The sequence below is a fragment of the Gordonia lacunae genome (assembly GCF_002149015.1).
Classification (GTDB): Bacteria; Actinomycetota; Actinomycetes; order Mycobacteriales; family Mycobacteriaceae; genus Gordonia; species Gordonia lacunae.
On sequence record NZ_NGFO01000001.1, the window covers coordinates 111,870 to 135,499 of the forward strand.

Genomic DNA, 23,630 nt, shown 5'->3' on the forward strand with positions numbered 1-23,630 from the left:
GGTCGCTGGGGTGTGTGGAGTGATAGGCGGTGGCCCTCTGGTCCCTGAGGTGCGAGGAGCGATAGCGACGAGCCACGAAGGGTCGCGCACTGCAAGACCGCTCAGATCTTGCCCGTAGGCGGAGGCTACCAGCAACCACCGACAATCGAGAGGGGCGATGCTACGGCGGAAAATTCTGTCGGACAACACTTTTCGCCTGTCCTGCTCCGCCGATGTCGTGTACACTCGAACGTACATTCGCAGCTGCGGTTTCGGGGGGGGGGTGACCGTCATGTCCGACACCACACATGTCGACGACGATTCGACGGCGCCGCGACCGCGTGCGGTCGAGTTGGTGGCCGAGCTGCACGCGATCCTCGACGAACTGCAGACCGTCGATCTGTCTCCGTGTACCGATGCCGAACTCACCGAGGTCGCAGCCGCCACCGAACGCGCCATCACGCGACTGACCGTTGCCGGCGACCGGCAGATCGACCACGCCGAGGCCCGCGACCTGCCCCGCACAACCGGCTGCCGAACCCTCACGCAATTCATGACCCACCGCCTGCGGATCTCCAACCCGATGCGTCGCCGCAAGCAGATGGACGCCACCGCCACCCGCACCAGCCTCGGCGGCGAAAAGCTCCCACCCGAGCACCCCTGCCTCGCCGAGGCTTTCGCCCAAGGAACGGTGGGCACCGCGCACGTCCAGGCCACACTCGATGTCCTCGACCGCATCCCGAACGCTGTCGACCACGACATCAAGGTCGCTGCCGAACGTCAGATGGCCGAGATCGCCGAAGCCCACACCCCCGCCGACATCACCCAACTCGGTGCGCGGCTCCTCGCTTATCTCGACCCCGACGGCACCCTGGCTGACGACACCGAGCGAAAGCGTCGCCGGAACCTGTGGATCAACCGGCAACGTGCCGACGGCACCGCGAAGATGACGGCCAACCTCACCCCCGAACTCGCTGCCCGCGTCACGATGCTGCTGGCCGTCTGGGCCACACCCGGCATGAACAACCCCAACGATCCTGATTCGCCCACCGGGTCTGTTGAAGACGCTGACCCGGAGGCCCTCGTCGCCGCGGCGGAACGCGACGACCGCACACCGGCCCAGATCAACCACGACGCACTCAACGCCCTACTCAAGGCAGTCCTCGACGACGGGCTGCTCGGGAAATCCCATCGCGGCCTACCCGTGCAACTGATCATCAAAGCCGACCTCGACGACCTGATCCGTGAAGCCGGCTTGGCCACCACCGCCACCGGCACCCTGCTGCCCATCCCCGACCTGATCGAGATGGCCGGTGAGGTCCAGCCGTGGCTGGCGATCTTCAAAGACGCGACCGCCGTTCCGCTGCACTTCGGGCGGGGCAAGCGTCTCGCCACCCGCGAACAGCGCCTCGTCTCCTTCGCCCGCCCCGACGGCGAAGTCTGTTCCGCTCCTGGCTGCGGCCAACCCGCCACCCACGTCGACATGCATCACGCACAAAGAGATTGGGCCAAGGGTGGACTCACCGACATCGACGACCTCGCCCCCGCCTGCCCCCGACACAACCGCATGGTCGGTGAGAAACCCGGCCAATACACCACCCACATCGAACGGTCCGGACCCGACGAAGGCCGCTGCGTCTGGCGACTCAACGCCGAACCCGGCGCACCACCCAACCCCGAACACCTCAACCGCCGACCCGACCTACCCCGACGGTTCGCACACCATCTGAACACCGTGCGCGACGAGATCCACGGACCGACCTCCCGGTCCGGCGACCAGTCACGCCCAGACCGGTCACGCCCCGACGCCGTCGGCGATGGCGACAGTGGCCGACGCCTCGAACTCGCCTACCGACAACTCGTCCACCCGCCGGCACCGCCGAAGCACTTCACCACCCAACCACTGCGCCCGGTCGAAGCGGCCCTCGCACGCATCCTCGCCGACCATCGGTGACTGCCGAGCAGCTCGCCGGGTCGACTGCTATCACGGCGACCGGACCGTCAGCGTCGCCATTGGTCAGCGCGCCGCCTCATTTGTCAGTGCCGGAGCGGAGCGGGACTCCACAATCCGCTTCGGGTGGCGGTGCCGGTCTCGATCTCGGCGAGCGTGTCGACGTCGCCGTAGGGCTCGTAGCGTTCGAGGGCGCCCCAGTCGCGTCCGATGTCGGACATCAGATAGGTCGGCAGCGCCGTCGCCTGCTGGGAGACCTCGATCCATCCGAGCGGGCCACCGCCGAAGCTGTTCTGCCAGGCCGACACCGCGGCCGCGAGGTCCGATCCGGGCTTGATGCGCCACTTCGGGATCTCCGCGACCCCGACGTCGTGGGTGAACGGACGCTGGCACGGGAAGGCCAGCCCCGATGTCCAGTCGATGTGGACCGGATCGGTGTCGCCGACGACGTCCTGCAAGGTGTCCATCTGCGGGATCCGCGGTGGGGTCAGCACGATGAACCGGTCTTCGGCGAGGTTGTCGTCGGTCGCGACGATCCGGACGGCGGTGGTGTCCGAGGGGAGTTCGTCGGTGTTGTACCGGAGGTTGCGCCACGACGGACGTGGGCCCGGGTCGATGAGTTCGGTCTCGCCCGCGGCTTCGAGGTCGGCGTCGCGGGTGCCGGGACCGATGGGGTCGGCGGTGTACTCGAGCATCACGTTCGGGTTGTCGTACTCGCCGGCCACCGCCATCGTGAGCAGCGGACGGTCTCGCCAGTCCGCGGGCAGCGCGTACCAGCCGGAGGTGAGGCGGGCCGGTACCTGGTCGAGCTTGGAGTAGCTGCCCATGACCGGGGTCGAGGCGGGTTCGAGGAAGAACGGGAGGGCTGCCGTGCTGCCGTTGATACCGGGTTCGGAGATCTCGCCGCCGCCGGTTCCGCCGGGGTTCGAGTTGACGATGTCGGGGGACCGCCACACGTCGCCCGACAGCACGCCGAGCGAGCCTTCGCTGGCCGTTGATTCCAGTGCCGTCGGCACGCCGTTCGGGTAGAACCCCGAGGTGGCCGGCGAGCTGTCGGGTGCCGGCGGCGGTCCGCCGAGCGGGTTGGACAGGGTGGGATCGACCGGACGGAGCATGTCGCGGTTGGGATCGGATTCCACCCAGACCTTGTCGGCCATGCCGCACGGGTGACCGGCCACGGCGGCGAAGTTGGAACGCGGGACCGAGTACGACGAGCTCTGGTGGATGCCGGCGAAGATCGCGGTGACGATCTGGAAGACGACGACCGCCATCGCGAGATAGGCGAGCGGGGCGGCTGCCATCGAGGTGATCAACCGTCGGTACCAGCGCTGATGGGCGGTGTCGTCGGCGGTCGACTCCTCGACGTGTGGATCGGTTCCGGTGAACGGCTCGCGGAAGTGGAACCAGAGCGCGACGAGCAGGAGGGCGAGTGCGGCGTACAGCAGCACGCTGCCGAGCATGATGCCGCCGATCTTGACCTGCTCGGCTCCCCACGGCATGCCCCACGCGGAGTAGTAGTAATACGAGTTCGGCGCGGTGAACGCGAGACCGCCGATGAACAGGACGAGCGCGCAGAACAGAGTGCGGTTGCGCCGGGAGTGCATCGACTGCTGGCTCGCGGCGATCGCCGCGATCGCGGCGAGGGCGGCAGCGATGCCCGCGAAGACGCCGAAGTGGTGGGTCCACTTGGTGGGCGTGAACATGAGGAAGACCAGCGACGCGAAGGTGATCGCGACGATCCGGCGTGTCGGACCGATGGCGGTGCCCGGGATGCGGTTCTTGCGGATCAGCACTGCGGCCGAGACGACCAAGCCCAGGATCATGGCCAGCACGGCGAATCGCCGAGCGATGGAACCGTCGGCGGAGAACGCGAAGAGAGCCGAGTAGCGGCCGATCTCGTTGTACCAGCTCATCGACGGCCCGAGTGCCGACTTCATGCTCGACGCCTCGGCGAACGACCGCAGGGTCAGGTTCGAGAACACGACGAAGATCACGAAGGTGCCGGCGGCCAGGATCGGCGCGATCAGCGCGACGAACGACCAGCGCAACGAGCGCCTGCGGTCATGCGCGGCGGCTGCCGGGTCTCCGGACCCCGAGGTGGCGGAATCCGATTCGGCGGAGGACAACTCGGCGACGACGCGGGCACGCTTGATGAGCGCCATGATCATCGGTCGTGCACCGGCGATCAGCGCGGCCACTGCGAGCAGACCGGTCGGCCCGGCGGCGATGCTGAATGCACCGATCAGGCAGGCGACCGCGGCCGGGAGCAGGCGTCCGGTGGCGATCGCGCGTTCGACCGAACACCAGGTCAACAGGGCGCCCAGGCAGATGATCGGTTCGGGTCGCAGGCCGTTGTTGAACGGGAACCAGCAGGCGAGGAACGCGAATGCCGCGGTCCAGGCAACCATGGGCCTGGTCAGCGCGGCGCGGCCGAGACGGGGCAGGACTTCGTGACTCACGATGAGCCAGACCAGGATTCCGCAGAGCAGGGCGGGCAGGCGCATCCATGGACTCGCCACCGATACGTGGCTGAGCAGACCGAACAGCTGGTAGTACCAGCCGAAGGGCGCCTCGGGCGCGCCGTACCAGCGGAAGTAATTGGCGGTGTAGTCGCTGTCCTGGGCGACTCGCGACATGGTCAGCAGATAGCCGTCGTCGGAGGTGTTGGGCCCGATCATGTGCCACAGGATCAGCGCCCCGATGACGACGTAGTCGCGTGCGTTGAGACGCCACCATCGGGCCGGGAAGATCCGTCGATGGCGACGACCGTCGGTCGAGTCGAGCGCGGCCAGCGCGGCCAGGGACAGCAGCGTCGACGCCACCCCGACGATCACGACCAGCCACTTCGAGATGGTGGGCGCGGTGTTGTAGCGCGAATCGATGGTGACGTGGGCGTCGAGGCCCGCAATGTCGGCGGCGGGGCCGGACAGGTCGGTGAACAGGCCGGTGACCTGGGGGCGCTGATCGGGCCAGTATTTGAAGGCCTCTTTGTCCTCCGTCGTGCCCGCGAGTGGCTCGTCTTCGCCGTGCTCGTTCTGGGTTCCGCTCGTCATGCCGACGAACTCGGCGGTCACCGCGTCGGAGTCGGCGTGCACGACGATCTCGCGGCACCCCTGGTCGCGCATGTCCTGCAGCGTCGCCGAGACCAGTGAGACGTTGCGGATCACCACCTCGACGCCCTGGCGGTCCAGGGGCGCATCGGCAGCACCGGTCTTGCGGATGAACAGGCCGCGCTCACCGGACTTCGGTGCCTGCTTGGGCGTGGTGGACAACAGCACAGACCCGCCGGGCGGCAGGTCGTTCACTGCGGTGCAGGGGATCGAGACGTCGAGGTCGACGGGTGTGTAACCGATCAGCGGCGACGAGACGGAACCGATCTGGCCGTTCTGTGGCCAGTCGATCTCGGCGGTTCGCTGTGACACGGGCATGAGTGGCGTTGCGAGCGCGAGGAGGAACCCGAGCAGTCCGGTGACGATGGCGACGATCCTCGCTCGTCGAACGGTCTGCGATGGCACAAAGAGAGATGGTAGCCCTACGGATGTCTCGCCCCGGTCGGTGGCGGTGCGGGTACGACGCCCTGGCTCCCACACGTGTGTAGGGACGTCGGAGACTCGCCGACCGGCAGGTCAGGGCCAGTAAGGTGAACGCCATGTCCGACGCCGAGGTGACCGACCGTCTGCCGATCCTGCTGCTCAACGGTCCCAATCTGAACATGCTCGGCACCCGGGAGCCCGCTGTCTACGGGTCGGACACCCTCGCCGACGTGGTCGACCTCGCCGAGCGCACCGCGGCCGAACTCGGCTTCGGGGTGCGCGCCGCGCAGACCAATCACGAGGGGCAGATGCTCGACTGGATCCACGAATCCGTCGGCAAGATCAGCGGCATCGTCATCAATCCCGGTGGATGGACACACACTTCGGTCGCCCTCGCCGACGCACTCGTCGTCCCTGACGTTCCCGTGCTCGAGGTGCACATCAGCAATGTGCACCGGCGCGAGGCGTTTCGCCATCACTCCTATGTGTCCCCGATCGCGGCCGGGGTGATCGCCGGTTACGGCATCCGCGGGTATGAGTTCGCGATCCGCCGACTCGTCGAACTCGTCGTCTGACTCATCCACCACATCGTCGACTGTGCACCGTTCTTCGTTGACTGTGCACTGCTTTTCGTTGACTGTGCACTGCTTTTCGTTGACTGTGCGCGTACAGACCGTTGGCGGGGCCTAGGCGAGTCGAGTCACGGTGACTCGACGGATGATTCGAGAGCACGGTCGAGGATCGTGCGAAAACCCCTGACCAGTGCCTGGTGGGAATGAAGCGTGCCGCTCTCGAAGCCGATCAGCAGATACATCGCCGCGGTGGCGAACTCCTCGGCTTCCTCGCGATTGTGGAGCACCTCGTCGTAGGTGGCCGCGATGATGTCGCGACGCTCTCGGTCCACGGTGTGCTGAATGGCGAGCACCTCGGGGTCGTGCGCGGCCCACACGCGGATGGCGGCCTCGGTCGCGTGCGGTAGCCGCAGGCCGATGTCGGTGAGGGCGTCGAGCCGCTCTCGTGGGTCGGCGATGTCGCGAGCACCGGCGATCAGTCGCTGGCTCTGTTCGTCGCGCCAGTGACGGATGAGGGCGGATCGATACTCGGCCCAGTTGCCGAATGCGTGGTAGAAGCTTCCGGTGGTCGTGCCGGTCGCTTCGCAGATCGCCGCCAGCTTCAACCCGGCATGGCCATGATCGGTGAGGATGCCCAGGCCGGCGTCGAGGTAGCGCCGTTGCGTGTACTCCGACGGCTTCGCTTTCTTGCCGGTGGCCATCAGTCCAGTGTGCTTCACAAATCTCGAGGTCGACGCCCGGGTGCATACCAGTCCGGGCCGCTAGCAATCAGAATGTGACCCCTTGCACATTTCTATAAGTCGACTTACAGTGACGTGGCACTCACCGAGGAGGACATGTGATGGGTAAGGCGACACGTAACCGGGGGCTGGATCCGGAGACGCAGTTCCACGAGATCTACCGGAACCTGTCGGTCTTCGACTTCCCGTGGGACATCAATCAAGCACTCAGTTTCGCCCTCTTCCGCACGTATGCGGTACCGAGTATCGGCCGGTTGCTCGACAAGACAAGGGCTTTCACGGCCGATACGCAGAAGCGCTACGACGACACCTCGCTTCTGTTGGAGGTCCCGCTCCTGGACGGATTCGACAGTGGCCGGGGCAAGTCCGCGATTCGGCGCATCAACCAGATGCACCGCATGTACGACATCACCAACGACGACATGCGTTACGTCCTGTCGACATTCGTGGTCGTCCCGAAGCGGTGGATCGACGACTACGGCTGGCGGAAGCTGACCGACGACGAGGTGACCGCGTCGGTGAACTACTACCGGGCGCTGGGCCGTCACATGGGGATCAAAGAGATTCCGGCGGACTACCGCGCCTTCGAGACCCTGATGGACGCCTACGAGCATGAGCACTTCGCTTTCGACGAGGGCGGTCGCCGTGTTGCCGATGCCACCAAGAGTCTGCTCGCGTCGTTCTATCCCAAGCCGCTCGCGCCGGCGATCGATGTCTTCAGTAGATCGCTGATGGATGACGCGTTGCTCGAGTCGTTCCGCTACCGGCGACCTGGACGTGTCGCGCGGTTGCTGTCGATCGGTGGGCTCAAGGCGCGGGCCCGGGTCGTGGCGGCCCTGCCAGCTCGTCGCACACCGCAGTACGTATCCGAGATGCAACGAATTCGCAGTTATCCGAACGGTTTCGACATCGAGAAGCTGGGCACGTTCGCGGGTGGCTGCCCGGTTCGGCACCTTCCGGCCGAGCCGGCACAGCACTCGGCTGCGGCCGGGAGCTAGGGCCGGTTTGCGTCTCCCGTATTCGTGGAGATGTTGTTTCGTTCGCTCCGGACCGTTGCGCAGCGGAGGCATAAGTGCAACCATAGGGTTGCAGTAAGAATCCGCAACGAGGGAGTACCGATGAGTGAGAACACGGATGCACACGACGTGTCCCGTTCGGCGGCAGCCGAATTCGATCGGATCGAGCGTGAGGTCTCGATCGACGCACCCGCCGATCGGGTCTGGTCTCTGGTCAGCGAGCCGGGGTGGTTCATCAACGACAAGGCGATCACCGAGCACCGGATCGAGCGGAACGGAGACTTGTCGACCATCCACGACCCGGTCCACGGCGCGTTCACGTTCCGCACCGTCGAACTCGACGAACCGCGGTACGCCGCGTTTCGTTGGCTCGCCGACTCCTCTGACCCCCAATCGGATTCGACGCTTGTCGAGTTCTGGATCACGCCGTCGGACTCCGGCGTTCTCCTCAAGGTCGTGGAGTCCGGGTTCACGTCGCTCCCGGGAACGGATGCCGAGCGGCGCGCGCGGTTCGACGGCAACAACGAGGGCTGGACCATCGAACTCGAGCTGGCGCGGACACATCTCGGCGGTGTCCATGCCTGACGTGGCTCCGGTCGAGGTCTTCGCCGCGCTGTCCGACGAGAGCCGATGGCAGATCCTCACGCGACTGGGTTCGGAACCCGCGTCCGCGTCACATCTCGCGGACGAGCTCCCGATCAGTAGGCAGGCGATCGCGAAACACCTCCGCGTGCTCACCGAGGCCGGGCTGGTGACCTCGTCACGGGTCGGCCGCGAGATCCGCTACGAAGCCGTGGGGGCACAGCTCTCCCGGGTCGCGCATCGGCTCGACGCCATCGCACGTGGCTGGGATCGCCGTCTGGCCGACATCAAACTTCGCGCCGAAGAGGGTTGAGCCGCGTTTCCGCCGCTCCCTGAGGAGCGCCTGGAGCTTGCGGTGGGCCGTGTTTCCGCCGCTCCCTGAGGAGCGCCTGGAGCTTGCGGAGGGCGCGTCACGAAGGGTTTGCCCCGCATCTCGCCAGACCCTCCGTGACGCTCGCAAGCTCGCTCCTCAGGGAGCGGGGTGACGCTCGCAAGCTCGCTCCTCAGTGTCAGCAGCCTGACGGCCGTCATGGACTACGAAAGAACACTCGTGAGCGTCCGAAATTCTTGCTCCCTGAGGTGCGAGCGAAGCGAGCCACGAAGGGTCTCGCATGGCATCTCACCAGGCCCTTCGTGGCTCGTCGCTTGCGCTCCTCGCACCTCAGGGACCAGTATGTGTGGTTCTTTCGGATTAGGGATCGGGGTTCTTGCACCCTCAGGGAGCGGGAGAGTTCAGCACCTCGTCGATCGCTCGGGCGGTGTCGGCGGCGTGGGGTGCGCGGATCATCGAGATGTGATCGCCGGAGACGTCGTGAAAGGTCACCTCGCCCGACGACATCTGCCGCCACAGATCCGGGTCGTCAGGGTTGGTGCGCGCCCGGATGACGCCGACGGGGCCGCCATAGTCCCGCGGCCGGTAGCGGCGGATCATCCTGGTGCCCAAGCGGAAGAACACGACCCACTGCACCGGCGTCGGGAGCTGCACCATCCCGGCGGTGGGGACGAGGACGGCCAGGACCACCTCCTTCACCAGTCGCTGAGGGAGGGGTTCTCTCGCGGGGGCGGGATCGTCCCCGGTGCGGTCGGGGAGGGCCGTGTCCTGGGTGTCGCCGCGTCGGGCGCGCAACCGGTCGAGGACTCCCATCCTCTCGCCGCGGACCCGGCGCGCCAGGGCCGGGTCGAACAGCGAGTCGAGGACGACGACCGGATCGCATGTCTCGCCCGCGGCGGTCAACCGCGCAGCGAGTTCCATCGCGACGAAACCGCCGAGGGAATAGCCGCCGACCTGATACGGCCCGTGGGGTTGAACCGACCGGATGTCGTCGATCGCCCGTCGTGCCGCGGCGCGAACGGAATGATCGGCGCGGCCACGCTTTTCGACGCCCCGCGACTGGATCGCGTAGACCGGACGGTCGGTCTGCAGTGCGCGGACGACCGGTGTCAGGCTCGTCGCGAGGCTGCCGGCGCCGGCGACCAGGAAGATCGGTCGGCCGGTACCTTTCCGCAGCGGGATGAGGGTGGCGCCGGAGGCATTCGCCGAACGCTCTCTGGCGGCGGACTCGATACGTTGCGCGAACAGCGCGATGGTCGGCGCCTCGGCGAGCATCGCGGTGTTCACGTCGAGTTGGAGGTGATGCTGAACCTCGGCCAGCATCTTTGCCGCGGCCAGCGAGTCGCCGCCGAGCTCGACGAAATCCTCGTTGCGGCCGATGGATTCGAGACCGAGGATCTGGCACCAGAACCGATGCAGCGCCATCTCGGTCATCCCGCGGGGCGGTTCGTGATCGGGGCGGGCGGGCGGCGGTGGCAGCGCGGCCCGGTCGACCTTGCCGCGCTCGTTGCGGGGGAGTTCGGCGAGGACAACGATGTCACGCGGGATCATCCACGGTGTCAGCGTCTTCCCGAGCTCCTGCCGGATCTCGGCCGGCGAGGGTGACCACTTCTCCGGGTCCACGGCGACGTGGGCGGTGAGTCGGGCTTCGTCGCGGTCGGCGGTGACGACCGCGTCGGTGGTCCAGGCCAGGGCGCGGATCGCGGCTTCCACCTCGAGTGGTTCGACGAGGTAACCGCGGATCTTGATCGCGTCGTCACTGCGTCCGAGGAGCGCGAGTTCGCCGAACTCGTCGAGTCGACCGAGGTCCCCTGTGTGATAGCGGGTCCGGCCGTCGGGCAGAGGGATGAAGCGCGCCGCCGTCATCTCCGGATTCCGGTGATACCCGACGGCGATGTGCGCGGAGTCGACGAGGACCTCGCCGGTGGTGCCGACGGGCAGATCGTCACCGTTCGCGTCGACGATGCGAACGGACTTGTCCGATGCCGGTACACCCACGGGTATCGCGCCCGGTTCGATGTCCCGGTCGGGCGGGAACAGGTTGAAGGCCAGGTTGCCGACCTCGGATGCGCCTGCCCAGCAACAGAAGACTCCGTCGGCGAGGATCGTGTCGCGAGCGAGCTGCACATCGGCCCGATGGGTCGGCTCGCCGCACGTGGACAGCAGACGGAGGGATCCGACGGCGTCGTCGGCCGACAGTTCACCCAGCCACGAGCGGAGCAGCGACGGGGTGCAGTGCGCGGTTGTCGCTTCCTGCGCGACCAGCCAGTCCCGCAACCCGGTGGTGGTGCGGCGGCGGACATCCCACAACAGCATGGTCGACCCGTTGAGCAGGCTCATCGCGAGCGCGTCCAGGCCGCCGCCGAAACTGAGCGGCAGCAGGACGACGGCACGATCCGCCGGCCGCATGCCGAGGAACCGCCGGCCGTCTCGGGCGTGGTTGACCGGCATCTTCTGCGACAGCACAACGCCCTTGGGGGTCCCGGTCGATCCCGAGGTGAACAGCAGGACCGCCGGATCGCTCGGTCCTGGCTCGACGACGTCCGTCGATCCGGGCACGGTCTCGGCGGACCTGTCCAGCAGCTGCGCACCGGAGCGTTCCAGCAGGACGTCGCGTCGGTCCGGCGGCAGGAACGGGTCGAGCAGGACGAGGGGTCGCCCGGAGCACAGCACGGCGAGCATCGCGATGACCGAGTCGATGTCGGACTCGATCTCCACTGCGACGGGTCGGCCCGGGTCGGCGGTCGCGGTGATGGTGCGCGCGAGGTCGTCGACTCGTCCGGCGGCATCCGCGAAGGTGATGAACTGCTCGGGCGTCCTGATCGCGATCGCATCGCCACGCGCAGCAGCCACTGCTCGCCAGCGGGCGGCAGCGGTGTGCGCGGTGTCGGTACCCGGGAGGTCGGTGACGACCGGGCCGTCGGGGCGACTCACACGTGTCTCGAGAGGGTTCTGGCTGGTCATGTCCTCAAACTTCCGCGGAGGCGGGAACGTCGACGGTCATGGACGGGCCACGGAACTCAGAAGCCCGGGCAACGGTGCCACGCCGTGCGGGACTCGGCCCCTCCTCCGGCCCCGCCAGCTTGCTAGGTAAACCTACCTTTAGTTGCGCGATGCGGCACGATCGGGAGCCTTCGCACAGCGTCGTCCATATGCCCGAGATGGCCGAATGTAGCCTGTTCACTGGTCGCTGGACAGTGTGTTCAGCCTGGCCCGCAGACGATGTCCGGGTCGTTCGACTTGGTGCGAGGAGAGATCGACGATGCAGTACGACGAAGTGATTCTGGGGCGTCGCAGCATCCGCGGATTCACGCCGGATCCGGTCCCCCGGGAGCTGATCGAGGAGATCCTCGCCCTCGCGATGCGGGCACCGTCGTCGATGAACACGCAGCCGTGGAACTTCCACGTGATCACCGGCGAGCCGCTCGATCGCATCCGCGCCGGTAACACCGAGCGCAATCTCGCGGGTGTCCCTCATTCGCGAGAGTTCCGGACAGGTGCGGAGAAGTTCACCGGCCCGCACCGCGACCGCCAGGTCCAGGTCGCCAAGCAGCTGTTCGGTGCCATGGGCATCGCGCGCGAGGACACCGAGATGCGGCAGGACTGGGTGCTGCGCGGTTTCCGCCAATTCGATGCCCCGGTGTGCGTGATCGTGACCTACGACCGCATCCTCGACGGCAGCGATGACACGCCATTCGACTGCGGCGCGGTCTCGACGGCACTGGTCAACGCCGCCTGGTCCCGCGGTCTGGGCGCGGTGATCAACAGTCAGGGCATCATGCAGTCACCCGTGGTCAGAGAACACGCGGGGATTCCGGACGATCAGGTGATCATGAAGAGCATCGCGCTGGGCTGGCCCGATGACACGTTCCCGGCCAACTCCGTCATCTCCGAGCGCAAGTCGGTCGAGGAGGCCGCCACCTTCGTGGGCTTCGAGCAGTAACGGCGAGCCGGGGTGAACGCGCCGGTGCCTTCGGCCACGGCGTCACCGGGGAATCTCGGATCGGACGGCGTCGATGCCGGCCGACTCAGCGCGACAGCGCCTCACGTGCGGCCGTGGCGACTCCGCCGCGATGGATCGGGCCGTGGCCCGGGAGCAGGATGTCGGCCTCGAGCTCGGTGAATCGTTCGACGCTGCGTCGCGCGGTCGGTTCGTCGTGCTGGAAGAGCGACGGGATGCACTGTGGGCCAGTGGTCGACGAGATCTCGTGCCCGCTCACCAGCGCATCGCCGGACACGAGGGCACGCCCGTCGGCGACGAGGTAGGCGCTGTGTCCGTCGGTGTGACCGGGACTCGCGACGGGGACGGGCGCACCCGGGAGATCGAGTGGTCGCCGCTCGTCCGTGGCGCCGTCGATGGGGAAACCCGACGCCTGTGCCAGGCCCGCCCGGCTGAGGACACCGAGCGGAGTGGTCTTGGCCAGCCATGCCCACAGTCGCGGATTCGCGACCTGCGGGGCGAGGTCGAGCACAGTGGCCTGCTGAAGGTGATGGCGAAATGCGTGATCCACCTCAGCGGGGTCCATGTAGACGTCGAACCCGTACTGCGCCTGCAGCTTCACGAGGCCGCCGAGGTGATCCACGTGGCCGTGGGTGAGCAGCGCGCCCCGCACATCCTCGGGCGTACGGCCGATCCGTTCGATGGACTCGACGACCTGACCGGCCTGCCCCGGGTAACCGCCGTCGATAAGCGTCAGTTCGCCGTCCTCCTCCAGGAGGATCCAGTTCACGACGTCGGTGGAGACGAAGTGGGTCGTCGAGGAATCCCCGTCGACCCGGGTGATCGTCATCGGACGCGAGGTGCCGAACGGGAGCCGCATCGCGATCACTTCCGGACGACGAGCACGAACGGACCGCGCTCGGTGACCTCGAAGCGCGGGTCGTCGAAGACGGTCGGGTCGAAGGTGACGGTGTAGCGCTTCACGTTCGGGTCGTTGGGATAGACGTCCTCGGCGAGGCGGAGTGTGTAACCGTCTGCGCTGTACCGGAACAGGAAGACGTTCGGCGGGGTCCACGGTGAGCGGTCGAGGGCGTCGACGAGTTGGTCGGCGTTCTCGCTCTCCGCCCATCGCGCGATCGCGGCTGCGCGCTTGTCGAACTCGGCCAGCGGATTCGCGTAGTGCGAGGTGAGTCCCTGGAAACCCCAGTAGGGGTAGATCGACAGGAACCCGAAATCGGCGGTGAGAACCACATTGTCGGTGCGCGGCTTGCCGGTCTGCTCGCCGATCAATGTGTCCAGCTCCGCGAAATACGACTCAGCGCCGGCCGGGCGGGCATCGGCGCGTTCGCCGTACCCGTCGGTGTCGGTGTAAGCGGTGGTGATCTCGGTACCCAGGTGGCCCGGGATGCCCTGTGCCATGGCGATGGCCGAGAGAACGGCGAGCGCCCCCACGACGACACGCACGTCGCCGAACCGGCGCACCGCCCAGTGCGCGAGATCGACGACACCGAAGACCCCGGCCGCACTCAGGGCGGCGACCAGGATGGGCTCGAGTCGGAACGAGAGCAGGGTGGTGCCCAGCGCGGTCATCAGCATCGACAGCAGGCAGAACAGGTAGACCGTGACGACCGTGACGCCCATCGCCAGGGCGACGGTGCGTGTGCGGAAGCGCAACAGAATCCACAGGAGGCCGATCATCGTGATGGCGCCGACGAGGTCCAGGCCGAACATCGGGAGCGGCAACACCGAACCGCGCTCGGGCAGATAGTGTTCGGCGGTCCCCCCGCTGGCGGGGGTGTTGGTCAGGCGCGCCCACAGGTAGGGTGCCCAGACCAGCAGTGCGATCAGTCCGGAGATGACACCGACGGCGGCCAGGCGACGGATCACCGCGAGCACGACTCCGCGTCGTCGGCTCCGGACGGCTGCCGACGGAGTGGCCTTGTTCGACGCGCCCAGCCAGCCCTGCACGGCGAAACAGCCGGCCAAGAGGACGGCGGTGAGGGCGAACAGGCCGGTGTAGAGCGTGTAGGTCGCGGCCGAGATGCCCAGGAACACACCGGACGCCACCACTGCCGGCCAACTCGTCGCGCCGAAGAGCGGACCCACCGGGCCGTCGGCGGCTCGGGTTCGTCCACGCAGCGCGTAGGTCAGGGTGATCAGCATCGGCACGCCGATCAGCACCAGGATCGCTGCGTACGGCTCCGGCGAGGCGTAGAGGAGGGTGACGGTCGTGACCGCGAGACCAAGCGCGACACCGCGATCCGCGCCGAACATCCGGATGAACAGGATGACGCCCACGGCTGCCGCGATCGCCATCGACACGATGGCCCACGTCTTGTAGGCCTCCCAGCCGGGTTGGCCGAGCAGGTTGGCGAAGCGGCCGCCCCACCAGAACCAACCGGCCGGGTAATAGGGCGCCAGGTCGGTGTAGGTCATGTCCGCGAGGTGTGGGCTCGACGTCATCCGGGTGAGGTATTCGGTGCGGAACTCCTGATCGACCGACAACCCGAACAGGTAGAGACGTGTTGCGCCCAGCGGCATTCCGATGGTGACGGTGACGAACCCCGACATCGCGGCCGCGGACAGCACCGGCACGAGCAGGCGTCCCTTGCCGTAGCGGTAGAGCAGCGCGGCCACCACCAGGATGGCGATGGCGAGTACCTGCCCGGCGGTCGTCAGCGACCGGGTCACGTTGGAGGAGTTGAACGCCGGCCAGTCGACGGTTCCGATGGCCGTCAATCCCGCCATCGACACCACGCCGCCGACCACCACGGCGATCAGCAGTGACAGTGCCGTCCGCCCGTAACCCTTGCGGCCGTGAGGTGCGGGCGCTCCCCCTTCCGCTCCCTGAGGTGCGGTGGGTGAGTCTCCGCCTGCTCCCTGAGGTGCGGTGGGCGCTCTCCCCTCCGCTCCCTGAGGTGCGGGCGCTCTCCCCGGTGCGGTGGGCGCTCTCCCCTCCGCTCCCTGAGGAGTCCCGGAGCTTGCGGAGGGACGTCTCGAAGGGTCAGGTCGGTTCATCACGTCCACTCAGACTCGGCGATTCAGCGATCAGATCGGCAGCTTGCGGAAGATCGGCCGCGGGATGTGGCGGAGCACCATCATGATGTAGCGGAACGGTCCCGGTACCCAGACGATCTCCTTGCCCTTGGTGGCCGCGGCCACGGCGAGGCGTCCCACGTCTTCCTTGTCGACCGTGAGCGGAGCTTCCTTGACGTGCGCCGACAACCGGGTGCGCACCTGGCCGGGGCGGATGACGAGGACGCGAGCGCCGAAGGGGCGCAGCGCCTCTCCGAGTCCGAGGTAGAACCCGTCGAGTCCGGCCTTGGTGGACCCGTAGACGAAGTTGCTGCGACGGACGCGTTCGCCGGCGACCGAGCTCATGGCGATGATCTGGCCGTGTCCCTGTGCCTTGAACTTCTCACCGAGCAGCACGCCGACGGAAACCGCCGCGGTGTAGTTGATCTCGGCTTCGGCGACGGCGAGGCCGTGATCCTGCCAGGCCTGCTCGTCGTCGCCCTGGATGCCGAAGGCGACGATCGCCACGTCGACGTCTCCGTCGGCGAACGCCTTGTCGATGACTGCCCGATGGGTGTCGGTGGCGCGGGCGTCGAAGTCGATCTGTGTGACCGAGGTGGCGCCGGCGTTCTGGGCCTTCTCGATAGCCGCGGCGGCGGTGGGGTCACCCGGCAGGGTGGCGAGGATGACCCGCGCGGGGCCCTTGCTGAGGTATTCGGCGGTGATGGCGAGCCCGATCTCCGAGCTGCCGCCCAGGACCAGGATGGACTGCGGGGCGCCCACGGCGTTCAACATGTGTGTACTCGCTTTCGATGACATTCAGGTCGGTGAGGTGCGTCGGAAAGGCCGGGGGTCAGGCGAGTTCGAGCCGCCGGCCCATGTCCGACATGAACACCCGGTTGGGGTCGATGCGACGACGCGTGGCGATCCAGTCGTCGATCTTCGGGTACATGGCGTGGAAATTCTCGGCCGAGGTGCGTGAGTCCTTGGCGGTGTAGAGGCGTCCGCCCATGGCCATCACGCGGCGGTCCAGGTCGTTGAGGAACTCGGCGAGACCGGCCTTGACCGGGAAGTCGAGGCAGACGTTCCAGCCCTTGAACGGGAAGCTCAGCGGTGCGCGGTTGCCCTCGCCGAAGAGCTTGATGACGTTGAGGAAGCTGACGTGGCCCGATGCCTGGATGTGCTCGATGAGCGCGGTGAACTCGCCCTCGTTGCCGGTCGGGACGATGAACTGGTACTGGCAGAAGCCGCCGCCGCGTCCGTAGGCGTTGTTCCAGTCACCGAACACGTCGAGCATGTGATAGAACTGCGCGAGATTTTTGACCTTGCCCTCGCTGGGCGGTCCGATCCGGTAGTAGGCCTCGCCGACCGCGGAGAAGCTGAGCTTGTTCGCCAGTCCGCGCGGGAAGATGTCGGGGAACCGGACCAGTGGCTTGTTGTTGAACGACAGCGGGTTGTCGCGGTACTTCTCCGGCAGCTCGTCGACCCGGGCCAGGTTGCCCCGGGAGAAGGTGCCGCGGCCCAGCTTGGGCGGTGCGCTGATGGTGTCGAACCAGCCCGAGGCGTACTCGTACCCGTCCTCGAAGCCGTCCTGGAGGTGCAGGTCGAGGGTTTCCTGCAGGGAACCGGTACGGGCGGTGTCGGCGATGAAGAACGCGCTCTCGGTGCGTTTCATCTGGATCGTCGCGCGCAGCACGACGCCGGTCAGTCCGATGCCGCCGATGGTCGCCCAGAACAGTTCGCCGGTGGGATCGTCGGCCGAACCGTCCGGGGTGAGGGTGAGGATCCGACCGTCGGCGACGAGGAGTTGCATCTCGACGACGTGGTTGCCGAAGCTCCCTTGGCTGTGGTGGTTCTTGCCGTGGATGTCGTGCGCGATCGCGCCGCCCACCGTCACCTGTCGGGTGCCCGGGAGCACCGGGACCCAGAGTCCGTGGGGGAGTGCCGCCTGCATGAGCGTGTCCAGGGAGACGCCGGCGTCGACGTCGACCGTGGCCGATTCGTCGTCGATGGCATAGATCCTGGTCAGGGGGGTCATGTCGATCGTGAGCCCGCCGCTGTTCTGGCCCGACTCGTTGTAGGAGCGACCGAGCCCGCGGGCGATGACGCCGCGCTTGAGGTAATCCGGCTTGTCCGCGTTGTCGTCGGCCACGCGGGCAACCGCCTCGGCGATGACCTCGGGGTACGGGGTGGACAGGACGTGACCCTCGATCGGGGTGGTGCGAGACCAGCCCACCAGCTTGCGGGTCGTGATCGGCAACAACTCTTCAGTAGACATCGCTAAAGAGGGTACCTGGGCGAGGTGCCCGCACCGACCGTCATGCCGGGGCCGGGATCGGGAGCGCGCCCGGAGACACCGGACTGTCGGTGCCATCGTTAAACGAACCATTGACTGATGGCACGATCCGTGGTGGCATGCATCACAGACGCAGTCCCGCGTACGACGAGGAGCCCGGCATGGAAGCGCTCAGAGATGTGACCCGTTCCGACGACGGGATCGACGAGGTGTCGCAGCGCCTGCTGGCATCCGCCGCGCGGCTGTCGCGTAACGCGCTGACCGAGATCGACTGGGATGCGCCGCTCGACCCGGACAAGTACGGCTGCAGCCCGGAGTGGTCGACGCTCTACGGCACGGCCTACTGGGATGAGATGACCGAGCAGCAGCGGATCAGCCTCACCCGGCACGAGACCGCATCGATCATGAGTATCGGCATCTGGTTCGAGATGATGCTGCAGGAGATGGTGATCCGGGATCAGTACCTCGGGGACTACCACCGCCCGGAGTTCCAGTTCGCCCTGACCGAGGTCGCCGACGAGTGCCGGCACTCGCTGATGTTCGCCAAGACGTCCCACAAGCTGACCGGGACGAGTTACACCCCGCACCCGCGCCTCGGGCGCTTCGGCAAACTGTTCATGCGGGTCGCGGGGAGCGAGGTGGCCTACGCCGGAATCCTTGCCGCGGAGGAAGTCCTGGATGTGCTGCAGCGTGGCTGCATGCGCGACGACCGTGTCCTGCCCCTCGTCCGGACCGTCAACGAGATCCATGTCCTGGAAGAGTCCCGCCACATGCGGTTCGCCCGCGAAGAGGTCCGCCAATCCATGCAGGAAGCCAATTGGGCTCGGCGACAGCTCAGTTCGGTGATCACCGCGATGGCGGTGTCCTATATCCTCGTCAGCCTTGTCCGTCCCAAGGCCTACGCCGACGCCGGTCTCGACCACCGCCGCGCGGTGGGGGAGATGCGCCGCAACCACCATTTCCAGTCGATGGTCCGCTCGGGGTGCGCGCACCTGATGGGCTTTCTCGACGACGTCGGCCTGCTCACGCGGCCCGCGGCCCGCATCTACCGCAAGGTGCACATGCTCTGACCTCGTGATGCGGCATCTACTCGACGGTGTCGGCCGTCACGACCGGGTGGTCGACAACACCCGTACCGCCTTCGGTGAGCTGGGCCCGCGAGGTGTCCTTGAGGGCGACTCCCGAACGTCCCAGTGTGCGGGCGCCGACGACCAGGGCCGCGGTGATGGCGGCCGCGGTCGAATAGTCGAGGCCGTCGGGCGGATGGATGTTGGAGATGCAGTTCCGGTCGGCGTCGCTGCGTCCGGGTCGGGGGAGGTGGGTGAGGTAGATCCCCAGGCTGTCGGCGACCGACAGGCCGGGACGTTCACCGATGATCACGATGACGGTCTGCGCACCGAGAGCCTCGCCGATGTGATCGCCCAGGGCGACGCGGGCCTGGGTGGCGATCACCGGGGGAGCGATCGAGAAGCGTGGACCCAGTTCGTCGATGAGCGCCGCCAGCAGTCCGCGCCCGTGGTCGATGAGCGCGCGGGGTGACAGACCGTCGGCGAGCACGATCCCGACGTCCGCGCCGGTGTCGGGGAGATGTGCGAGGTCGGCGGGCTGCCGCCCGAGGTCGGGTCGTCGGAGGTATTCACCACGGGACCCGGCTCGGCTGGAGACGTGCAACGCCGATTCGCTGCCGAGGTCGCTGATCTGCTGGGTGAGGTCGGCGACGTCGAGTGGTTCGTGAACGGCATCGCGGGCAGCGGAGTGGGCGGCCTTGAACTCGAGCACCCGCCGCGACGGCAGCGAGTTCCCCGCCCGACCGAGTCCGATGCGCGCCTGGGTGGTCTGTCGCAACTCGGCCCAGGGGTCCTGCGCCGGCTGGGAGGCGGCGTTCATCGGGCCACGGTCAGTGATCGCAGTGGCGAGGTGTCCAGGTCGACGGGCATGATGCGCCCCTCGGGGTCGACCATCCCGAGTCCGGCGAGCCAGGTCTCGAACTCCGGAGCAGGGCGAAGGCCCAGAGTGCGGCGAACGTACAGCGCGTCGTGGAATGACAGGCTCTGATAGCCGAGCATGACGTCGTCGGCTCCGGGGACGGCGATGACGAAGGCGGCCCCGGCGACGCCGAGCAGGGTCAGCAGGGTGTCCATGTCGTCCTGGTCCGCCTCGGCGTGATTGGTGTAACAGACGTCCACGCCCATGGGGAGGCCGAGGATCTTGCCGCAGAAGTGGTCCTCGAGGCCGGCCCGGATGATCTGCTTCCCGTCGTACAGATATTCGGGCCCGATGAAGCCGACCACCGTGTTGACGAGCAGAGGTTCGAGGATGCGGGCCACTGCGTAGGCCCGCACCTCCAGGGTTTGCTGATCGACGGGTTTGCCGCCGGTGCCCAGGTGTGCGTTCGCGGAGAGCGCGGATCCCTGCCCGGTCTCGAGATACATGAGGTTGTCGCCGACCGTCCCGCGATGCAACGAGCGCCCGGCTTCGTTGGCTTCGCGGAGGATGGAGATGTCGATCCCGAAGCTGCTGTTGGCGCTCTCGGTCCCGGCGATCGACTGGAACACGAGGTCGACCGGTATGCCCTGATCGATCATGTCGATCGTGGTGGTGACGTGGGACAGGACGCAGGATTGCATCGGGATCGCAAAGCGCTGCCGAATGTCGTCGAGCAGGCGCAACAGGTCGGCGGTGGCGTGTGGTGAATCGGTTGCCGGGTTGATTCCGATGACCGCATCCCCGCATCCCATCAGCAGCCCGTCCAGGGTTGCCGCAGCGATGCCGCGCGGATCGTCGGTGGGGTGGTTGGGTTGTAGGCGGGTGGAGATGTGTCCGGGCAGTCCGATGGTCGTGCGGAACGCCGCGGAGACCGTTGCCGCCGACGCGGCCAGGATCAGGTCCTGGTTGCGCATGATCTTCGACACCGCGGCGACCATCTCTGGTGTCAGTCCCGGTGCCACCGCTGCGATTCGAGCGGCGCTGTTCTCGTGTACCGCGGTTTCCAGGAACCAGTCTCGCAGGCCGCCGACGGTGAGGTGTGCGATGGGTTGGAACGCGCGGCGGTCGTGGGTGTCGATGATCAGTCTGGTGACTTCGTCTGTCTCGTAGGGAACGACGGGGTCTTCGAGGAAGGTCGTCAGCGGGAGGTCCGCGAGTTGCCATGCCGCAGCGGCACGTTCGGCATCGGACTCGGCTGCGCATCCGGCGAGTTCGTCGCCGGAACGACGCGGGGTGGCCTTGGCCAGGAGGTCGACCAGCCCGTCGAATGTGTATGTCGTGCCCGAGATCGTCTGGGTGTAGCTCATCGGAGATCTTCCTCTGCCTCGGCGAGGGCGGCGAATTCCTCATCAGGAGAGTTGGCCACCAGGTGATGACGGCTGTACAGCGCGAAGTACAGCATGAACAAGGCGAACACTCCGAGACAGCACAATGCTGCCACCACGTCGACCAGGAATGTCGCGATGACGGCGATCATGGCGACGACGAGGGCGAAGCCGGTGGTGACGACGCCACCAGGGGTGCGGTAGGGGCGATGCATGTCGGGTTCCCGCCGCCGCAGGATGATGTGACTGACCATCATCAGCACGTAGCTCGAGGCCGCGCCGAAAACGGCCATGTTCAGCAGCAGGTCACCTTTCCCGGTCAGCGACAGCAGGAACCCGATGATGCCGGGCACGATCAACGCCAGCGTCGGCGCCTTGCGCTTGTTGGTCACCGACAGCACGGGCGGCAGATAGCCGGCTCGCGAGAGCGCGAACAACTGTCGCGAGTATGCGTAGATGATCGAGAAGAAGCTCGCGATCAGCCCGGCCAGTCCGATGTAGTTGACCACCTTGGCCATCGACGAATCCCCGAGCGCCTCGACGAGCGGATTGCCCGACTCCGACATCGGCCCGGCACCCCCTGCACCGGTGGTCAAGAACAGCACGGTCACGCAGGTGACGAGCAGGACGCTGATCGCGGCGATGATGCCCCGCGGCACGTTGCGTTCGGGATCGGCGGCCTCCTCGGCTGCCAGCGGCACGCCCTCGATGGCGAGGAAGAACCAGATCGCGAACGGAATGGCCGCCCAGATGCCGAGATAGCCGAACGGCAGGAACGACGACGACCCGGTTGCGTCGGTCGGTGCGATGTCGGTGAGGTTGGCGACCTCGAAATGCCCGATGGCGGTGATCGCGAAGATCACCAGGCCGATCAGCGCGATCGCGGTGATCGCGAACATCACCTTCAACGCTTCCCCGGCGCCTGAGAGATGAATGCCGATGAAGATCGCGTAGACGGCCAGATAGACCCACCAGCCGTCGGTGATCCCGAACAGATTCAACGATTCGACGTAGGCGCCGATGAACGTGGCAATCGCGGCCGGCGCGATCGAGTACTCGATCAATATGGCTGTGCCCGTGGCGAAGCCGCCCCAGGGGCCGAGAGCGCGACGCGCGAACGTGTAACCGCCGCCGGCCGCGGGAAGGGCTGAGGACAGTTCTGCCATTCCCAGTACCAGGCACAGGTACATGGCCGCGATCACCACCGCGGCGATCGCGAGCCCGCCGAAACCACCTTGTGCCAGGCCGAAATTCCAACCCGAATAGTCGCCGGAGACCACATAACTCACGCCCAGTCCGGCGAGCAGCAACCACCCCGCGGTCCCGCCCTTGAGCTGGCGTCTTGCCAGGTAGTCCGGAGACTCCGCATGACTGTCCGCACCTCCGGCGTGGTGCGCACTCGCCGAATCGTCGATGGCCACGATGGCCTCCCTTTGCTCAGGGGCCAGCCACTCGGTGCTCCGGGCAATACTGGTCCAAGAAAATGTGACGCCCGACACTAAGTCGTGCAACGTTGCAACCGAGTTGGCCAGGGTGGTCACCTATCCGACCGGCCAGGTCGACCGGCCTGCTCACCCAGCCCGGGGCACGGTCCGACCGCCGGGCCCACCCGCTCCGGCGGCCCGGAGTCGACGACCGCGGAGATCAGGAATCGTGGTGCGGGGGAGTGATGATCGCGGCGTTGACCAACGACAGCAGGTCGTCGATTCCGGTGCCGTCGGGCAGTTGGTCGGCGAAGTCGGTCTCCAAGGCGGCCAGGCCGTGCGCCATGGCGAAGGTCGCGACCGCGATGAGGTTGCCGGGCACGCCGCCTCCCCAACCGTGGTCGGCCGCGTCGGCGACCGTGCGCGTGTGCAGCTCCCATCCGCGCGCGCGTGCTGCGACCAGGTCGGGAGCCTTGTTGTCGACGAGACGTGAGCCCATCATCAACGTGACCGTCGCTCGGTTCTCGCGTGCGAACCGGACGTAGACCTGCCCGAGTGTGGCGACGGCTTCTCCCAGCGGCGCGTCGTCGGGCAACTGCTCGAGAGCGCGCATGTGTTGGGCGTGCATGTTGTCGAAGCCGCGCACCGCGACCGCGGTGAACAACGCCCGGCGATCGGCGAAGTGGTGGGCCACCGACTGGTGGGTGATACCGACCCGGCGGGCGATGGCGCGGAGGCTGGCGTTCTCGGGTCCGGCCTCGTCGAGCTCGGCCACGGCCGCGACGAGCAGCGCTTCGCGGACCTCGGGTGCGGTCCGGCGTCGGATCGGGCAAGCCGGCTTCTGCATGTTCGCGATTATGGCTCACCGCGCCGATCGGCATCCGGAGTCGGCGTTCGCAGACGCCTGACGAGGGCGATCCCCCTGCACGTCGGGGTGGAG

General features: G+C 67.1%; 18 protein-coding genes. 7 read left to right on the forward strand and 11 right to left on the reverse strand.

Annotation, left to right across the window (positions count from 1 at the left end; genetic code table 11):
* Window positions 1-271: 271 nt before the first annotated feature.
* The gene (locus tag CA982_RS00460) at window positions 272-1,933 is read left to right on the forward strand and encodes an HNH endonuclease signature motif containing protein (protein WP_086533606.1); all 1,662 of its coding nucleotides are present in this window, start codon (window positions 272-274) and stop codon (window positions 1,931-1,933) included.
* 83 nt (window positions 1,934-2,016) lie between these two features.
* Here the strand turns inward: CA982_RS00460 and CA982_RS00465 are convergent, their stop codons facing one another.
* On the reverse strand, window positions 2,017-5,445 hold the full coding sequence (locus CA982_RS00465; RefSeq protein ID WP_086533392.1) for an arabinosyltransferase domain-containing protein: 3,429 nt from the start codon (window positions 5,443-5,445) through the stop codon (window positions 2,017-2,019).
* 134 nt (window positions 5,446-5,579) lie between these two features.
* Between CA982_RS00465 and aroQ the strand changes: the two genes are divergently transcribed.
* The gene (aroQ, locus tag CA982_RS00470) at window positions 5,580-6,038 is read left to right on the forward strand and encodes a type II 3-dehydroquinate dehydratase (RefSeq protein ID WP_086533393.1); all 459 of its coding nucleotides are present in this window, start codon (window positions 5,580-5,582) and stop codon (window positions 6,036-6,038) included.
* A gap of 125 nt (window positions 6,039-6,163) precedes the next feature.
* Here the strand turns inward: aroQ and CA982_RS00475 are convergent, their stop codons facing one another.
* The gene (locus tag CA982_RS00475; protein ID WP_167383310.1) at window positions 6,164-6,736 is read right to left on the reverse strand and encodes a TetR/AcrR family transcriptional regulator; all 573 of its coding nucleotides are present in this window, start codon (window positions 6,734-6,736) and stop codon (window positions 6,164-6,166) included.
* 140 nt (window positions 6,737-6,876) lie between these two features.
* Here CA982_RS00475 and CA982_RS00480 point away from each other — a divergent pair, with 140 nt between their 5' ends.
* The 3 genes from CA982_RS00480 to CA982_RS00490 all read left to right on the forward strand — a co-directional run bounded on the left by CA982_RS00480 (window position 6,877) and on the right by CA982_RS00490 (window position 8,686).
* On the forward strand, window positions 6,877-7,773 hold the full coding sequence (locus CA982_RS00480) for an oxygenase MpaB family protein (protein ID WP_086533607.1): 897 nt from the start codon (window positions 6,877-6,879) through the stop codon (window positions 7,771-7,773).
* Window positions 7,774-7,893: 120 nt separating this feature from the next.
* Complete coding sequence (locus CA982_RS00485; protein ID WP_086533395.1) at window positions 7,894-8,376, forward strand: SRPBCC domain-containing protein; 483 nt, start codon at window positions 7,894-7,896, stop codon at window positions 8,374-8,376.
* A complete protein-coding gene (locus CA982_RS00490) occupies window positions 8,369-8,686 on the forward strand; it encodes an ArsR/SmtB family transcription factor (RefSeq protein WP_086533396.1) in 318 nt (105 codons plus the stop codon). Before CA982_RS00485 ends, CA982_RS00490 begins: the two co-directional genes overlap by 8 nt.
* A 402-nt stretch (window positions 8,687-9,088) precedes the next feature.
* Here the strand turns inward: CA982_RS00490 and CA982_RS00495 are convergent, their stop codons facing one another.
* Window positions 9,089-11,668 (reverse strand): alpha/beta fold hydrolase, encoded by a 2,580-nt coding sequence (locus CA982_RS00495; protein WP_086533397.1) that lies wholly within the window; start codon window positions 11,666-11,668, stop codon window positions 9,089-9,091.
* A 298-nt stretch (window positions 11,669-11,966) separates the two neighbouring features.
* On the opposite strand from CA982_RS00495, the gene CA982_RS00500 reads away from it, so the two are divergent.
* A complete protein-coding gene (locus tag CA982_RS00500; protein WP_086533398.1) occupies window positions 11,967-12,647 on the forward strand; it encodes a nitroreductase in 681 nt (226 codons plus the stop codon).
* Window positions 12,648-12,732: 85 nt separating this feature from the next.
* Here CA982_RS00500 and CA982_RS00505 read toward each other — a convergent pair whose 3' ends face one another.
* From CA982_RS00505 to dprE1, 4 genes are read right to left on the reverse strand one after another with little or no spacing between them, the layout of a single operon-like run.
* Window positions 12,733-13,524: an MBL fold metallo-hydrolase gene (locus tag CA982_RS00505; protein WP_086533609.1), complete on the reverse strand. Its 792-nt coding sequence runs from the start codon at window positions 13,522-13,524 to the stop codon at window positions 12,733-12,735.
* Window positions 13,525-13,529: 5 nt separating this feature from the next.
* The gene (locus tag CA982_RS00510; protein WP_279627951.1) at window positions 13,530-15,662 is read right to left on the reverse strand and encodes a galactan 5-O-arabinofuranosyltransferase; all 2,133 of its coding nucleotides are present in this window, start codon (window positions 15,660-15,662) and stop codon (window positions 13,530-13,532) included.
* Between the two features lie 30 nt (window positions 15,663-15,692).
* Window positions 15,693-16,454, reverse strand: coding sequence for a decaprenylphospho-beta-D-erythro-pentofuranosid-2-ulose 2-reductase (dprE2, locus tag CA982_RS00515; RefSeq protein ID WP_086533399.1), 762 nt, complete (start codon window positions 16,452-16,454; stop codon window positions 15,693-15,695).
* A 58-nt stretch (window positions 16,455-16,512) separates the two neighbouring features.
* A complete protein-coding gene (gene dprE1 / locus CA982_RS00520) occupies window positions 16,513-17,937 on the reverse strand; it encodes a decaprenylphosphoryl-beta-D-ribose oxidase (protein ID WP_086533400.1) in 1,425 nt (474 codons plus the stop codon).
* A gap of 179 nt (window positions 17,938-18,116) precedes the next feature.
* Between dprE1 and CA982_RS00525 the strand changes: the two genes are divergently transcribed.
* Window positions 18,117-19,025 (forward strand): AurF N-oxygenase family protein, encoded by a 909-nt coding sequence (locus CA982_RS00525; protein ID WP_086533610.1) that lies wholly within the window; start codon window positions 18,117-18,119, stop codon window positions 19,023-19,025.
* A 16-nt stretch (window positions 19,026-19,041) separates the two neighbouring features.
* Here the strand turns inward: CA982_RS00525 and eutC are convergent, their stop codons facing one another.
* The 4 genes from eutC to CA982_RS00545 form a co-directional block, all read right to left on the reverse strand.
* A complete protein-coding gene (gene eutC, locus CA982_RS00530; protein WP_086533401.1) occupies window positions 19,042-19,842 on the reverse strand; it encodes an ethanolamine ammonia-lyase subunit EutC in 801 nt (266 codons plus the stop codon).
* Window positions 19,839-21,248: an ethanolamine ammonia-lyase subunit EutB gene (locus CA982_RS00535; RefSeq protein ID WP_086533402.1), complete on the reverse strand. Its 1,410-nt coding sequence runs from the start codon at window positions 21,246-21,248 to the stop codon at window positions 19,839-19,841. Before CA982_RS00535 ends, eutC begins: the two co-directional genes overlap by 4 nt.
* On the reverse strand, window positions 21,245-22,687 hold the full coding sequence (gene eat / locus CA982_RS00540) for an ethanolamine permease (protein ID WP_208617843.1): 1,443 nt from the start codon (window positions 22,685-22,687) through the stop codon (window positions 21,245-21,247). The genes CA982_RS00535 and eat overlap by 4 nt, the downstream gene beginning before the upstream one ends.
* Before the next feature lie 223 nt (window positions 22,688-22,910).
* On the reverse strand, window positions 22,911-23,537 hold the full coding sequence (locus tag CA982_RS00545) for a TetR/AcrR family transcriptional regulator (RefSeq protein ID WP_086533403.1): 627 nt from the start codon (window positions 23,535-23,537) through the stop codon (window positions 22,911-22,913).
* Between the last annotated feature and the right edge of the window lie 93 nt (window positions 23,538-23,630).

Bases quoted from the DNA above. Each gene is read 5' to 3' on its own strand.
- CA982_RS00500 (WP_086533398.1), top strand. From the start codon at position 11,967: ATGCAGTACGACGAAGTGATTCTGGGGCGTCGCAGCATCCGCGGATTC.
- CA982_RS00510 (WP_279627951.1), bottom strand. From the start codon at position 15,662: ATGAACCGACCTGACCCTTCGAGACGTCCCTCCGCAAGCTCCGGGACT.
- CA982_RS00460 (WP_086533606.1), top strand. From the start codon at position 272: ATGTCCGACACCACACATGTCGACGACGATTCGACGGCGCCGCGACCG.
- CA982_RS00495 (WP_086533397.1), bottom strand. From the start codon at position 11,668: ATGACCAGCCAGAACCCTCTCGAGACACGTGTGAGTCGCCCCGACGGC.
- CA982_RS00545 (WP_086533403.1), bottom strand. From the start codon at position 23,537: ATGCAGAAGCCGGCTTGCCCGATCCGACGCCGGACCGCACCCGAGGTC.
- CA982_RS00525 (WP_086533610.1), top strand. From the start codon at position 18,117: ATGGAAGCGCTCAGAGATGTGACCCGTTCCGACGACGGGATCGACGAG.
- CA982_RS00490 (WP_086533396.1), top strand. From the start codon at position 8,369: ATGCCTGACGTGGCTCCGGTCGAGGTCTTCGCCGCGCTGTCCGACGAG.
- CA982_RS00485 (WP_086533395.1), top strand. From the start codon at position 7,894: ATGAGTGAGAACACGGATGCACACGACGTGTCCCGTTCGGCGGCAGCC.
- CA982_RS00505 (WP_086533609.1), bottom strand. From the start codon at position 13,524: ATGCGGCTCCCGTTCGGCACCTCGCGTCCGATGACGATCACCCGGGTC.
- CA982_RS00475 (WP_167383310.1), bottom strand. From the start codon at position 6,736: ATGGCCACCGGCAAGAAAGCGAAGCCGTCGGAGTACACGCAACGGCGC.
- CA982_RS00480 (WP_086533607.1), top strand. From the start codon at position 6,877: ATGGGTAAGGCGACACGTAACCGGGGGCTGGATCCGGAGACGCAGTTC.
- dprE2 (WP_086533399.1), bottom strand. From the start codon at position 16,454: ATGTTGAACGCCGTGGGCGCCCCGCAGTCCATCCTGGTCCTGGGCGGC.
- dprE1 (WP_086533400.1), bottom strand. From the start codon at position 17,937: ATGTCTACTGAAGAGTTGTTGCCGATCACGACCCGCAAGCTGGTGGGC.
- eutC (WP_086533401.1), bottom strand. From the start codon at position 19,842: ATGAACGCCGCCTCCCAGCCGGCGCAGGACCCCTGGGCCGAGTTGCGA.
- CA982_RS00535 (WP_086533402.1), bottom strand. From the start codon at position 21,248: ATGAGCTACACCCAGACGATCTCGGGCACGACATACACATTCGACGGG.
- aroQ (WP_086533393.1), top strand. From the start codon at position 5,580: ATGTCCGACGCCGAGGTGACCGACCGTCTGCCGATCCTGCTGCTCAAC.